This is a genomic window from Wolbachia endosymbiont of Spodoptera picta (assembly GCF_018141665.1).
Classification (GTDB): Bacteria; Pseudomonadota; Alphaproteobacteria; order Rickettsiales; family Anaplasmataceae; genus Wolbachia.
In genome coordinates, this window is record NZ_CP067976.1 from 42,331 (window position 1) to 56,117 (window position 13,787).

General features: G+C 34.1%; 17 protein-coding genes and 1 pseudogene. 1 reads left to right on the forward strand and 17 read right to left on the reverse strand.

The features are described 5' to 3' along the window. The first annotated feature begins 282 nt into the window (after positions 1–282). Positions 283–882 carry a hypothetical protein gene (locus tag JKF54_RS00195; RefSeq protein WP_246433179.1) on the forward strand — a complete coding sequence of 200 codons (600 nt, stop codon included), beginning with the start codon at positions 283–285 and terminating at the stop codon, positions 880–882. 4 nt (positions 883–886) lie between these two features. Here JKF54_RS00195 and JKF54_RS00200 read toward each other — a convergent pair whose 3' ends face one another. From JKF54_RS00200 to JKF54_RS00270, 17 genes and pseudogenes are all read right to left on the reverse strand, one after another. Further along, positions 887–1,297, reverse strand: coding sequence for a latrotoxin-related protein (locus tag JKF54_RS00200; RefSeq protein ID WP_246433180.1), 411 nt, complete (start codon positions 1,295–1,297; stop codon positions 887–889). A gap of 144 nt (positions 1,298–1,441) precedes the next feature. Continuing rightward, positions 1,442–1,549 (reverse strand): annotated as a pseudogene (locus tag JKF54_RS06160) (IS982 family transposase); the annotation flags it as partial. Between the two features lie 481 nt (positions 1,550–2,030). Next, complete coding sequence (locus tag JKF54_RS00205; RefSeq protein WP_211908090.1) at positions 2,031–2,393, reverse strand: hypothetical protein; 363 nt, start codon at positions 2,391–2,393, stop codon at positions 2,031–2,033. Positions 2,394–2,570: 177 nt separating this feature from the next. Next, entirely contained in the window at positions 2,571–4,397 is a 1,827-nt protein-coding gene (gene ltrA, locus JKF54_RS00210) for a group II intron reverse transcriptase/maturase (protein WP_211908091.1), read from the reverse strand. A 436-nt stretch (positions 4,398–4,833) separates the two neighbouring features. Beyond that, a complete protein-coding gene (locus JKF54_RS00215) occupies positions 4,834–5,067 on the reverse strand; it encodes a hypothetical protein (protein ID WP_211908092.1) in 234 nt (77 codons plus the stop codon). Positions 5,068–5,134: 67 nt separating this feature from the next. After that, on the reverse strand, positions 5,135–5,653 hold the full coding sequence (locus JKF54_RS00220) for an ankyrin repeat domain-containing protein (RefSeq protein WP_211908094.1): 519 nt from the start codon (positions 5,651–5,653) through the stop codon (positions 5,135–5,137). Between the two features lie 48 nt (positions 5,654–5,701). Continuing rightward, entirely contained in the window at positions 5,702–6,667 is a 966-nt protein-coding gene (locus tag JKF54_RS00225; protein WP_211908096.1) for a phage late control D family protein, read from the reverse strand. Further along, positions 6,664–6,873: a tail protein X gene (locus JKF54_RS00230; protein ID WP_369800748.1), complete on the reverse strand. Its 210-nt coding sequence runs from the start codon at positions 6,871–6,873 to the stop codon at positions 6,664–6,666. The genes JKF54_RS00225 and JKF54_RS00230 overlap by 4 nt, the downstream gene beginning before the upstream one ends. Next, on the reverse strand, positions 6,870–7,217 hold the full coding sequence (locus JKF54_RS00235) for a phage tail protein (protein ID WP_246433181.1): 348 nt from the start codon (positions 7,215–7,217) through the stop codon (positions 6,870–6,872). The genes JKF54_RS00230 and JKF54_RS00235 overlap by 4 nt, the downstream gene beginning before the upstream one ends. Beyond that, the gene (locus JKF54_RS00240; protein ID WP_211908102.1) at positions 7,217–9,508 is read right to left on the reverse strand and encodes a phage tail tape measure protein; all 2,292 of its coding nucleotides are present in this window, start codon (positions 9,506–9,508) and stop codon (positions 7,217–7,219) included. Before JKF54_RS00240 ends, JKF54_RS00235 begins: the two co-directional genes overlap by 1 nt. Further along, positions 9,490–9,621: a hypothetical protein gene (locus JKF54_RS06650; RefSeq protein ID WP_256438231.1), complete on the reverse strand. Its 132-nt coding sequence runs from the start codon at positions 9,619–9,621 to the stop codon at positions 9,490–9,492. Before JKF54_RS06650 ends, JKF54_RS00240 begins: the two co-directional genes overlap by 19 nt. Next, positions 9,618–9,875 carry a phage tail assembly protein gene (locus JKF54_RS00245; protein ID WP_149168985.1) on the reverse strand — a complete coding sequence of 86 codons (258 nt, stop codon included), beginning with the start codon at positions 9,873–9,875 and terminating at the stop codon, positions 9,618–9,620. Before JKF54_RS00245 ends, JKF54_RS06650 begins: the two co-directional genes overlap by 4 nt. 46 nt (positions 9,876–9,921) lie before the next feature. Continuing rightward, a complete protein-coding gene (locus tag JKF54_RS00250) occupies positions 9,922–10,428 on the reverse strand; it encodes a phage major tail tube protein (RefSeq protein WP_211908104.1) in 507 nt (168 codons plus the stop codon). A gap of 11 nt (positions 10,429–10,439) precedes the next feature. Further along, positions 10,440–11,624, reverse strand: a complete 1,185-nt coding sequence (locus JKF54_RS00255; protein WP_211908105.1) for a phage tail sheath subtilisin-like domain-containing protein — start codon at positions 11,622–11,624, stop codon at positions 10,440–10,442. Beyond that, complete coding sequence (locus tag JKF54_RS00260; RefSeq protein ID WP_246433182.1) at positions 11,551–12,168, reverse strand: hypothetical protein; 618 nt, start codon at positions 12,166–12,168, stop codon at positions 11,551–11,553. Before JKF54_RS00260 ends, JKF54_RS00255 begins: the two co-directional genes overlap by 74 nt. 6 nt (positions 12,169–12,174) lie before the next feature. Beyond that, positions 12,175–13,596 (reverse strand): hypothetical protein, encoded by a 1,422-nt coding sequence (locus JKF54_RS00265; protein WP_211908106.1) that lies wholly within the window; start codon positions 13,594–13,596, stop codon positions 12,175–12,177. Then, on the reverse strand, positions 13,593–13,787 hold the full coding sequence (locus tag JKF54_RS00270; protein WP_141457048.1) for a hypothetical protein: 195 nt from the start codon (positions 13,785–13,787) through the stop codon (positions 13,593–13,595). Before JKF54_RS00270 ends, JKF54_RS00265 begins: the two co-directional genes overlap by 4 nt.

The window sequence follows — 13,787 nt, forward strand, 5'->3', positions numbered from 1 at the left end:
ACTTATTAATGAAAAAATAAGTAAAAAAGATTGAAAAATTGATTTGACTTCACTCGAAAGCTATGGCTCTATACCAATGCTGATAAAAAACAGCAGTAAATAATTAAAAACAATTTGTTATTAACGAGGAGTATATTTTATGAATAATAGTGAAAAACTTACAGAAGAAATAGAGAGAGTATTACAGAGTGGAGAAAGCAATAAATTGCTCTATAGACTTAAATAATATGCTTAATATAGGAGGGTGTATGACTACTAAAAAAAACAGTATCATTTGATGATATGGATGGAAATACTTATGAGTTAATCATTGATTCTAAAAAGTTACCAAAAGGACTATATAGTGCTATTGAAGGTATAAGGCGTACTAGCAAAAAAAATCAGCAGCTTATACTTGTAGACGAGACTGATCCGAAAATATTTGATGATAAAAGTAGGTTTGAGAATCCTGAAGGTGTGCCTTCCCCTAGCGATGTTTCTGAAAAATTAATCAATCTTGGAGAAGGACGCGAGGTTTATAACACAAAATCTTCAAATCGTCAAAATCCGTTTATTCCAGCCTTAAGCAAGATAGAGCCAAGTGTGAGTGAAAATACAGAGTTAAGATGGTTTAAAAATGCAGTAGTAAAGGCAAAAAGCGTAGACGAACTGAACAAAGTAATAGATCAAGCACTAAGTGCTGGAATAAGGATAAATGCGTATAGCGAAGGACAGAAGAGTTTTGCTGATACGGTGATATCGAAAATGTCTTTGATCAAATGCAAAGAAAATGAGAAGGAAGACATAATATGTGAATTGATGCTAAATGGAGCAATATTCAGATACGATCTATTGCAGGATAAGGGAATAAGTGAAATGCATAACAAACTCTATCAAGTCTAAACTATTACAACATAAACTTGTCAAACTTTTTCGGACTTAACTTGCCAGCTCCTCTACCAGGGAACGCTTTCTCTACATATGAGCTTAAAATCCCTGAAATCTCATTAAATTTACCACTCATGACTTTTCTAGTAATCTCTTTTTGCATTCCCATATAATCAATATTTAACCGGTGCATTGATACACCACTTTTTAATCCAGCTTGCTCTACTACTTTCTCAAATCTCTTTGTAATATTGCGTGCATATCCCTGTGCTTCTAGTGGAGATATAGACTGATCTACTGTAGAAACATACTTTTGACCTGTAACTTTTCTAATGAGCATGTCAAGTAACATTATCGTACCATTTACATCCATTTTTGCATTTACTTGTGAGATTGGACTTGGAGTGCTCTCAGGTTTAGAACTTAACAATCCACTTACAGAGCTTTTTACCCAGCCAAATAAATCATTTATAGCTCTTTTTACAATAATCCGAACAGATCGTAATATGCTACTGGCCTGCTATAGCCATCAACACATATCTTATCGCATTCGGACTATTATAAGAAAAGCTATAATTTTAGGTATTCTTGTTGGGTTTTTCCCACTTGATAGGAGCTTTCCTGAAATTTTTTCATCAGCAATGCGACAAAAATCTTCTATGAAACAGTAAAGTTCTGTAATATCTTTTTTTCATGGGTAACCTCTTAATTATTGCTAAAATACTCGAGTTTACCCTATTTCCTTCTTTATTAATTCTACTTTTATCTATTTTCTAATCCATAACTGGGGTCATTAAGTTAATATCTCAAGATAGTTTCTAAAAAATTTACTACTATGCTTATGGTTTTGGAGTATGATGAATTTTTCTTCTTTAGTATTACTTGGCTTTATTTTAGCTCAAAAGAGGTCATTTGAAGCATTTGGTGTTTCTATTGGAGCATTTTGGGTTTCTTGCTAGTTTCTTACACGTAGATTAAGTATATTAGGATTATTATTATCTTCTTTGTCTAAAATTGTAATAAATATACGTGTGATTAATAGAGGTTCTTATAACTTACTTGTTAGATTAAGTTGTGTCTATTACACATTCTTAGATTGAAAGATAAATCCTCCAGAAACGATGTTAATTTTCTGCTATTTCTCATGAATATTAGTTTGTATCTCAAGTTCGTTCACCTATTACTGTCTTGTTTTTACTTTCAATATTTACCTCTTTCACCTCGGTATTAGGTTCTTTAATATTGGAGGCAGAAAAACACTCACTACTTTGCTTACCTCTATGCATTGAAAATGATGTCCCTATCCACTTTTCAATACCATTGACTGCTTCATTAAACCTTTTTATATCTACGTTGTCTAGAAGTTCAAAGACTTGTAGAGAAACTTCCTCTGGAACTAACACTGGTAAATTACCAGAAACTTGTTCCAACAAATCCAGTATTTCTATCACTGATTTATTTTTACTCTCTATTAGGTAAGCAAGGATAGGAAATTCACTTTTAGCTTCTTCTAACTTGCTTTCCATATCTTTCTCTCGTAGAGAAGATGCTAATTTATTGGACTCCTTACTTGTCAGAACGTTATTCAGAATATTATAAAGAAAAGCTTTTGGTGGAAATACCTTGTGTAAATTACTCGAACCTTGTTCTAGTAAATCAAGTCTTCCTTTCCCTTTTTGATATTGTTATCTAAGTGAGGAAAGTCACCTCTCCCCACTCGACTTCAAAACCGGACTTGATAGTTTCCCATCATCCGGCTTCTCTCTAATTTGGCGCTTTTCATGCATACTCCCATGTAATTCGTCGTGACAATGCCCATGCAACAAGGATAAATTTTTGCTCATATTATTACGTCTATTCCGGTCTTTATGGTGTATCTCTAGGATATCATCATTTTTGAACCAAAGTTGACATTGATCACATTTACCTTGTTGCAACTTCATTAATTTTATTACTCGTGGTGATTTTCCTGGAACTTTACTTAAGCGATTTGCCCAATATAACCAATCTCCGTCATATAAAGATCTAGATCCTTTCACTTTGATATGCCTTCTTATGGCATGATCTACGTGCCTAACAAGCAGTAAATTGTTATTCGTCATAAATCTCCAATTATCGTTATCTTTCTTTCGAAAGTATTTTCTCTTAATCCAATGCTTCCCTTTGTTACAGTGTCTAAAGACTGCCCATTTCCAAAGCTTTCCATGCATATCATGATCTAAAGAACTAAATACTTTATGTGACACTACCGAAGAGTAATACTGACTCCATCCTCTAATAACTGGATTAAGGTTTTTAATTACTGCTTCTTGAGGTGCTGCACGCATTTCTTTAAGTTTTTGCTTAATGATTTTAGCATGTTGTTTTATAGAGAGGCGACTTGGTTTAATTAATAATTTATAACCTTTCTTACTTTGTTTTGTTAAGTATTGTCGTATTGTGAACCCAAGAAAATCAAAACCTAGTATTTGTCCTCCATAAGTTTTTAACGTATGAGATATTTTTGTCTTTGATGGCTTTAACTCTAATCCAATGGTATTTAACCATCTTTCCGTTAGATTTTTTGCCTTAAAAACAATTTCCTCATTTTCATGGAGAATCACACAATCATCTGCATAAGTAATCACACTTAGTGATTGACCAGCATGTTTATGTGAAGCTTTACCATATTTTTTCTTTTGATAATCAAATAGTTCCTTTCTCAATGCCATTTTTAGGTAATATTCTAACCCATGTAGAGCTATACTTGCTAACAAAGGTGAAATAGTTCCGCCTTGTACTGTACCACTCTTTGTGGGTCTAAACGCTTTACCTTCCATAACTCCTGCTTTTAGCCACCTTTTTATAACTTTAGTTAATGTTGGTGTGGTGTTAAGCTTTTTTTGTAATGCATTATGGTTGATGTTATCAAAGCACCCTGAAATATCTGCATCCAGTAAAAATGCTGTTTTCTGTTTTAGTGCTATGAATATAGCTTCAATGGCATCATGACACGACCTACCAGACCTAAAACCATATGTGTTTGGCTCAAATTTTGCTTCCCACTCCGGTTCTATCACCATTTTTACAAGTGTTTGTTTTGCTCGATCTGATATTGTAGGAATACCAAGCGGGCGATACTCCGATGGCTTACCAGGTTTTGGAATCCAAACTCGTCTCGATGGTTTTGCTTTTTCTCTTATATCCAAAGAATATACTAATTGTAACCTTTCTTTTTGATTAAGATTCGCTTTTCCATCTATACCTGCAGTCTTTTTTCCTCTGTTATCCTGAGTTACCTTTCTAACAGCGAGCGTTCTTGCACTTGTTGATCTGAGTAACAATCTCTGAAGATTATGCATCTTTTTGATATCATTACATTGTGAAGCTCGGTAAATTCGTTTTTGTAGCTTAAATGAAGATTTCTCCAGCTTGCGCCAAGGAATTTCATTCCATTCATACCTAACATTTTGTTGGCTCATAACATATTCACTACTATTCACAACTTTATCTTCCAAACTACAGTGTCTACGTTTGCATATCCTAAACATTACCTTAGGCATTAGCTTCTTAGACAATCCCTCTACATAGGAGCATTCGGCTGGCTACCTTCTTAGTTATCCTTTTGAAAATAAAGAATAATAAGAGCTTCTATGTAGTTACTCCGTTCCATAAAATCGTTTCTCGTTAAACTTAGGCTCTTACTATCTGCCGGAAGATTGGAAGCATCTTAATCAGGAAAAGCCGATCCTAATTACCCGTTTCTTCATACCTTTTGGTATATGCGTATTCAACCTTATTTCGCATATTCGAATTAACGACAGTTCAAACATAAGTTTCTTTTCGTAGCCATATCTAACTCTTCTCGAGAGGATTTATCATAAGGTTTGATATTACTCCCTTTTGATCCATGCTTACACCATGAGAATTTGCCACTTTCTTAAGGTGTGGATCATGATTTTACCCAGATGCTATGGGAGATGGAATTTAACCATCACGACATTTATGACCTTCGGGCCGCACAGCAATTAATTTATCTAATTCCTCAGAAAGATTTTTTACCCTTTCCTCAAGTACTAACACTTTTTCCATTAAACCATATTCAATGAGTTTATCGTGAAATTGTACCCTTGAGTCTAGCTTGGATAACCACCATATCAATGCTACGGTTTGGATTAATATGGTAATAATTACCGTAATTGGGATTTTTTGCTTTTTCATGTGAAAATATTAACTTGTTATGGATAGTTTTAGAAATTTATGTATAGATTATAGAAAACTTACAGCTTTAGTGATTACTTTTTGTTGATTCGTATTGATCCTCTGCTTTAGCAAGTAGCTTTATGATTTCTCTATATGTTTTGCCTTTGTTTTTATCATATCGCAATTCCACTACAGCCATATCTCTTGGTCTTCTTCCATCTCGATCTGTAGCTATAGGATTTGATCCTTTATCTAATAAGAATTTGACAATTTCTAAATGTCCATTATCTGCAGCATAATGTAGTGCTGTTCGCTTAAATTTATTGGCAGTATTTATATCAACATCCTTTTCTACTAAAAATTTTATAATTTCTAAACATCCTTTTTCTGCAGCATAATGCAATGCTTTTTCGCCAATATTTACATTATTTTGTATCAAGAGCTCGATATTTTCTAGGTCACAAGTTTCAGATGCAATCTCTAATTTAGTAATGCTATCTTTATATCTCTTTTCAGATAAGGAAATACATACGATTACAATACATACTGCTAGTGCTGTTAATAAAATTAGTCTATTTTTATATATGATCGAATTTATGTTCATGTATTATATATTTATTTGGAATTAAATGACCATTTGCTTAAGTTTCACTTAAACAGCTTTGCTCACTGTTGCCTCTACTATAGTTTGATATCCTCTATTATTCAGAATATGTTCTGCCTTGCTAATTACCCATTCACCTTCAATTTCCTGACAAAATCCTGAAAGGCTGATCTTAGCTTCTGCAAATAACTCTGGATTACCAGGAACAGTTACATTTAAATTTGATGTACTACGTTTTAGTTGTTTTAACTTAGCTGCTGCTGCACTAATTGCTGATTCTGCGGTAGAGTAAAGCGTTTGCAGGGTATAACTTGGACCCTCATTTCCCACTTTCTCTTCTATAGTTTCTCCCTTTTCATAACTGTGCCATTTTGCAATAACAGATCCATATTTGTTACGCACATTAAAATTTACCTCCCAATTTATAATATCTTTAGGTGTTAATACTGTTGTACCTAACATCTTTCCAGTCGCTGATCTTGCTTCTCCCTTTGGAATAAAAATTATATATCCTCCTGCTGGTTTTACTAGTGCATCATATTTTTTGCCTAATCCTTCCAAAAAACTCATGTCGCTTTCATCTGCTTGAATGGTATGTGGTATAAATATATTTTCAAATCTTTCAGCGACTTTACCTTCATACCCATGTTCTTGTGCTATTTCTTTAATCAAATCTCCCAAGGTAATGTCTTTCCATTCCTTTGATTTTCTTTCCTTTAATGATCCTCTTAAACTTGCAGCGTCACATTTTATTCTTAAAGTTTGTGGTGGACTTTGTATTGTAATTTGATTTGCCTTATATACCCCCATAGGTAATAAACCTGTTTCTTTATATCCTAGAAAAACCTGTAAATTACCCTTAAGTTCTAAAGCGCTAGAGCCATAATTAATACATATCTCAGCTTCGTCACTTGTAGTACCTGATCCATCAGTGACACGTAGTAATATTAAACTCTTTTTTAAAACCTCTGTTACTGGGTTATTTTTTGCTACTATATCAAAATCTGGTGTCATTCATCTAAAATATTTATAACAGATTCTTTCAGTATTTTTTGAATTTTAGGAAGCTTAATTCTTAATCCAGCGGGCAAAAAACTTCCATGTTCTGAAAGGCCTGGATTTTCAAGCAATACTTCCTCCACTGCTCCACTACTGTATCCATAATGTTTCCAGCAAATGTAATCCAACATTTCGTTTTCTTTCGTGTAATAATAAATCACTTACTGTAACTTTTTAACTTCAAAATAAACTCAACTTTTCTCGGTTTTCCATCAGGAAAAAATAATATCTGTTTTTCTTCTACATTAGTAATGACAAAATTCCCAAGTACATTTCCTGAATTATCAACCAGAACGTGTGGTTCTTTAGTATCACGTATATTTTTTAGCTGTTCTAAGCCATTACTCTGATAACGTGAATAAATCACTCCTGTTAAATCAATACATTCAATTCCTGAACCAATGTTTTGTAGCGACGTTTTTTCAATACATTCAATTGTATACCACCTTTTTTCTTTACTGTATCTTAGGCTTATTGGTTCAAGCTTACATTTTCCAAGCAACATCAATGTAACTCTTCAACTATATCAAAAAGTGCCCCACGTGCTTGTTCTCTAAATCGTTCTATTACTGCATCAGCAACGCTGCGGACATCTTCAGACTTAATGTTGATATTAAACGTTTGATAGAATGCTTGGTTATATACTTTAGATTCCCTATTTTCATATCTACTTTTCTTGAATGCTTTCTCAATTTCTTCTTGTTCTATAGCTCTTTTTTCTTCTATAACACCTTTAACTTTAAAACTCTCAAAATTGCCTTTACTATTTTCTGAAAATTGTTTAATAGCACTATTACTTGTCAATGGGTTTCCGTTACTGAAAATGCTATTTTTAGAAAGCTTATTAACAAAATTTCCATTATTTTCAAATTTTCTAATCGGGTTATTCTCAGCAAATATGCTACTAACTGTATTTCCCATCCATGAAAAAGCTTTTCCTATAGGTTCAATGAGTGATTTCCAAAAGCTAGAGAAAAAGTCTTTCACTTTTTGCCAGTTAGTTAGAACATAAGCTGCACCAGCAACAAGACTCGCTATTAAAAGTCCGATTGGGTTAGTCATTACAGCGAGTGTTATTGCTCTTAGCCCTGTTATTACTGCAGGGAAAACTATAGCTGATAAAAATGAAAATGTTGCCAATATCGTTGCTTTAAGACCACAAATTGTACTTCCTAATAAAGTAATTCCATAGCCTACTCCCACTACTAAGACTTTCAAACTTATCAAAGCTGCTAAAGTACTCATGATTACTGTAGTTAAAGTTGGATATTTTTCTGCAAAAGAAGCTATACGCTCTGTTATTGCTTTCAAACTTCCAGCTACATAATTTAAAGTAGGCAACATCACTGACCCTAGATTCATGCCAGCTTCAAATACTGCATTTTTAAGTAATTGTAATTTATTAGCTGTAGTGTTTGCCCGATTTTCAAATTCTTTCTGCATTGAGGAGCGGTACTTTCCTTTATCAGCTACCTGTTCAATAGCTTTCTTATAAATGTCTAAGCTTCCTACTAAAAGAGCAATGTCATCTTGAAACCCAGCGCCAAATAGATTCATAAGAATACCGGCACGCTCTTGATCGTCTATTCTTTTTAAAGTTTCAAGGAATTGTAATATTGCCTCTTGAGGATTTTTTTTAATGGTTTGTTCGAGCTCTTCTATACTTGTTCCCATCTCATCTAATGCATCGTGAAATTCAGGACTTTGCTCTCTTGCAGTCTGTAGTTTACTAAGAAAGTTATTTATAGCAGTTGCTGCTTTTTCAGGTTGTTTACCTAAACTTATGAACGTACTTGCTAAGCTACTTGCTTGATCAACTTCTAAACCAAACTGTTTAGCATTACCACCAATTCTATTTAATGTAAGAACCACTTCTTGTGCTTTAGCAGCGGTATTGTCTGAGAGATGGTTTATTATGTTACCTACATTTTCCATACCATCAACTTTAATTCCATAGACGTTGGATATTTTTGCAATAGCATTACCAGCTTCTTCTGCCGACATATCAAACGCTGTGGTCATTTTGGCAACTACTGTTGTAAACTTAATAAGATCATTTTTGTCAATACCAAGCTGACCACCACTTGCAGCTATTTGTGCTAATTCTGCAGCTGACAAGGGTATCTCCCGAGATAATTTCTTTAACTCTTTAGCAAACTTTAATGCTTCATCTTTAGTGTCATTTTGCACAAATTTTACTACTTTCTTTACATCAGCCATAGCCGATTCAAAATCAACAGCAACTTTAATTGGCGCTGCAAGCGTTAGCCCTAGCCCAATAGTCTCTATAATTTGTGACTTAAAATGTGCTTTGCTTGCTAAAAAACTTTGGTGACTACGTATTGCAGACCCAAGCTTACCATACTTACCTTTTAGCACTTCAATAGAAGAACCAAGTTTATATTGATCACTTACTAATGACTTAATATTTCTTCCACTTTTTCTTACTTCTTCATTAAATGAATGCAAAGCATCTCTCTTTTTCAAATATGCTTCTTTTGCTTTTATTGCGGAGGTTTTGGCCTTGTCAAATTCTGCTTTTAAGGTTTTGCTCGGTTTCTCTATTGCCTTCATTTGTTTAGCTAAAGATTTTACTTGATCTTCAAAGCCCTTCCACGACCTCCTGCTAGTCAAAACATCATGACCCAACTGCTTAAATTTTGATACTGATTTTAAAGATGAGTCAAGCTTCCTTATGTTCTCACCAAGATAAGTAAGTTGATTACTACTGCCCTTTATTACAGTATTAAAACTGCCATCTAAAACAGCTCCGATTTTTATAGATAACGTTGACATTTAAGCTCCCTTGCTAATTTGCTCCATGAAATAAATTCACTAATCTCCATATCAAGAATGTGCTCAACTCCACCACCTATGATAGAGCCAAGCACTAGTATTTCTAATCTCAAGTTTTTTGGATAATTGGTGAAAAAAAATCCTTTAATACTTCTTGCACTTTTACATAATCAGCAATATCCAACTCTTCAATTGCTTCTTTTGCAACTGATGTTAGATTGGCAGTCAAAGTTACTTCCTTACTCAGATCACTACCATTAAGTCTCTCAATAGCTAGATAATCTCTAACTTTTGGACGTCTAATGGTAAGCTCTGATACAGAAATACCATCAACTGTTATTGGATTATCAAGTTTTACTGTTGTCATACTTTCTCCTAAAAAATAAAATTTTAAAATCTTTTTAAAACTAAACCTAAATACCTAAAACCGTTTGCAGCAAGGCCATTTGATCAACGCCATTTATCTTTCTAATCATATTTTCAGCATCGATCTCTATCAGTTCATTACCACCTATCGTAAGTTTATAATAATGGGCAGCTACAGTGCATTTAAGAGTGGCTTTTTCAGCAGGTTTCCAGCTACCAAAATCAAATTCTTTAAAAATGCCTCTTAAATTGATTATTACTGCTTCAATATCATTACTTCCACTACCTTGCATTCCACCACGGAGCGTCAAAGCTACTGAATTTCCATTTATCAACCCAAATAGCCGAAAGAGTTCTGTATCGTATTCAGAAAAAGTGAAATCTGCTTCAAGCTTTTCCATGCCCATATCAATATTTATTGGAATATCCATACCACCAGCTCTGTACTCTTCGGTTTTTATGGTAAGCTTCGGCAAGGTTATTTCATCTATTTTTCCTGCATAACCCCGGCCATCAACAAATACGTTAAAATTTCTCAGTATTTTCGGTAACACTTTGCTTTCTCCTAACTTATTACACTATTATTTACGAGATGAGATTTGAATGTTATTTGCTCAGCCGGATATGGTAGTGTAAATTCGAAATCAAAATATACTTTCCCGCTTGCAATATTTGTTGGTGTATTGAGCTCTGGAGTTGCATAACATTTTCCGCTAATAATCGCTCCTTGTACTTTTAAATTGGCCAAATAAGAATTCACCCCCTCAATCACATCATCTATATAAGTTTTGGTGATATTGCGATCAACTGCCCATAAATGAGCTCGAAGTAGACTATCATTGATTAAATCTGCAGTCCTTCTCACTGACAGAAAAGCCCATTTTGAGTCATTTGAACATGTTCTATTTCCCCAAAGCCTATAGCCGTTTTGATGAATTATCGTTGTTACTTCATTTTCATTTAAGTGGTTTGCTCTACAATTTGTATTACCGAGCGTAAAATCAATAGGCCTGCTTGTTCCAACAATACCATTTATCTCTTTATTTGAAGGTGAATGCCAAAATCCTTGTTCGCTATCTACTTTCGCTATTAAACCAGCTACAAATGGACTCGATGGCAAGATTTCTTCTTTTCCTTCAATAAATACCTTAACCCATGGATCAACTACGTAAATTCTTGAGCTGCCTACGCTTTTTCTCCACTTTATTGCTTCTTCATCATTGGTATTTGGTCCATCTGCTACTATTATGCTTCTCAGCTTTTCTGCTATAGAAATTAATGCACCAACCACTGGATTTTTGCCATCTTCTGGGAGTTGGTGAGTAAATTGAGGTGCAATTAGTATTCTAGGTAGCACATGAACTATACTTTCACTGCTGAGAAATGCCTCAATTCCCTGATATTCTCCGGTTTCTTTATCAACTCCTCCAATTATATTTTGAATAGTTTCACTTTCTTTGAGCTTTGGATCGCTGTTTTCACTTTCTTTAACTCGAATAACTACTACTGTTGCACCAACTTGTGTAAAGATAGAGCTTACTGCTTGTGGAAGCGTACCTGTTTTACCAAGCTTCGCAGCCTCTTTTAAGCTTCCTGCAATTAACACTGGCTTATTCAGTGGAAATTTTTGCTCATCAGCTTCAGGTGCAGTACCAATTACTCCAATTAACGATGATTTAGCTGTTCGTACTGTCCTCGCTCCTGAGGTAACCTCGATAACATTTACTCCATGTAGAAACTGTTCTGTCATTTCTTTGCATTTTTTGTTTAAAGTCGTTTAGTAAGTCTTCTAGCTCTCTTTCACTTTTGGCTTCTTCAATTTTCTTTTTGCCTATATCTTCCAATTCTTCACATTTAATTATTGCTTTTTTCGCTCTTTTTGCTTTTTCCTGAATTATTCTTGCCATTTCGATAACTGTAATACCACGGACTTTTGCTAAAGGTTCTATAATTTCTTTATCCTTTTCATCCTGGTCTGCTAGAATGCTTTTTGCTGCTTTTTCTTGTATTTGATACGATTTAGCTTTTTGGTGAGAATTTCCAGCGTATTCGTTAGTATAGTTATTAAAATAAAAACGCACACTATCAAGTGCAGAAAGTTTCGCATTTTGTAGTAACTCCAATTCAATATCTTCTTGATTTCGCTGAGCAATTTCTCCTCCTTCTGTTAAACAATAGCTTTTTTGCCAATCAAAATCTTCTGGTGCTTCATACCAATCATTTTCAGTTGGCTTGCTTTCAAGTGTTGTTGTTTCTACTTGTTTATCATTTTCAAATCTAATGTAGATAGACATTGTTTGTTACCTCCAAATCTCATACGTGTTAGATAATACTGGACATTGCCAAGCTTTTAGCGTTCTCTCCACATCTACTTCAAGTCCTGTAGTTAGAACATTGCTACGTATGTTATAAATCCCCCACTGAATAAATTGACCATAGTTGTGTACATAATTTGATGCAAGCATACCTTGACTAACTTGTGTTCTGGAATACAGATAAGATGATGTGTAAAGTAATATTGCAACTGTTTTTCCTGCTGGAATCTCCACATTACCAGATCCGGCTAACTTGCTATCAGAACTCGTGTATTGGTAAACATTTTTCCATACTATTTTTGAAATACTTGATTTATTAGAATTAGTGTTATCAGGAGTTCCCACAAATAATCCTGCTCCCCCATATTCCGTACTCGAATACGATGATCCAACAAATTCCATTGTCTTATTTATGTTCACATTGGTTGTATTTTTTACAAATACTACTCCAAGTGCAGCATACGGGTAATAGTATATCTCATCATAACTACCCGAAAAACTTTTTGTGCATAACTCTCCGTAAATAAATGTTCCTTTACTTCCCTCTATAAAACTTAGTTGTCTTGGCCGATAAAAACTAACGTAATCTGTATTGTACGTATGGCTACCTGCTAGTAGTTGTAACATATAGTCAGTTTTTGTTATATCACTACTCCACTTTCCAAGCTCTGTCGTAAAAGTTCCGTGGCCAAAATAATTATTTTTTCTGCCAAGTACACCAAATAAGAAAGGTAATGACCCTGGTTCAACCATGTTGCGCTTTCTTATTTCATTTATAAGAGACGCTTTTAACTGTTCATCCCGAGTTTTTACCTCATTCAGGATGTTTTTAATTCGAGTTTCTATTTCCCTAATAATTGATGAGCCACTTGGCACATCATTAACAGTACGGAAGTTATTCACTAAACCTTTAAGACCATCTTTATGACTGTTACTAATGCTATTTATTGCTGCAATATTGGCATTCTTTCTCGTATCAAGTAGCGATAAATTTGTTGTTCCTTTTTCATCAATTCTCTTTAATAACTGCTTCTCTGATTCAGAGATCACTGCTAAAGAACTAGCTTTTTTATTATCCAGATCAGTTAAGTGTTTTTTTGCACTATCAAGAAGTTCTTTTAGCTTACCATCTGTCATCTGTACAATTTCAGAAACTGCACTTTTGTCGATTATTGATTCCAATGCTTTAGCAAGATATGCTAATTGATCTGGTGTACTGTTTTCTGCTAAATCCTTAAGCCTCTTTTGTAGTGCATCAATTATTTCTTTTACTTTAGTCATTTGCGCAATATCAGAAATAGCTTTTTTATCTGCTATCAATTCCAGCGATTTTGCAAGATATGCCAGTTGATCAGGTGTGCTATTTGCTGCTAAATCCTTTATCCTTTGGTATATTGCTTCTTTCATTTCCAAAAATTTAAAAAAGTCTCAAAATTAAACCGCTCAAAATTACTCTTAAGTTGATTATGCTCATCTTCTCTTTCGGTAATATCTTCATCTATTTTCTTAATTGTGGTACGGATACGAACAACATCCTGCACAGCAATATTTTCTGGATGTGGTAGTGGATACCCTCTGCTTGTTTTATCATCTGACAT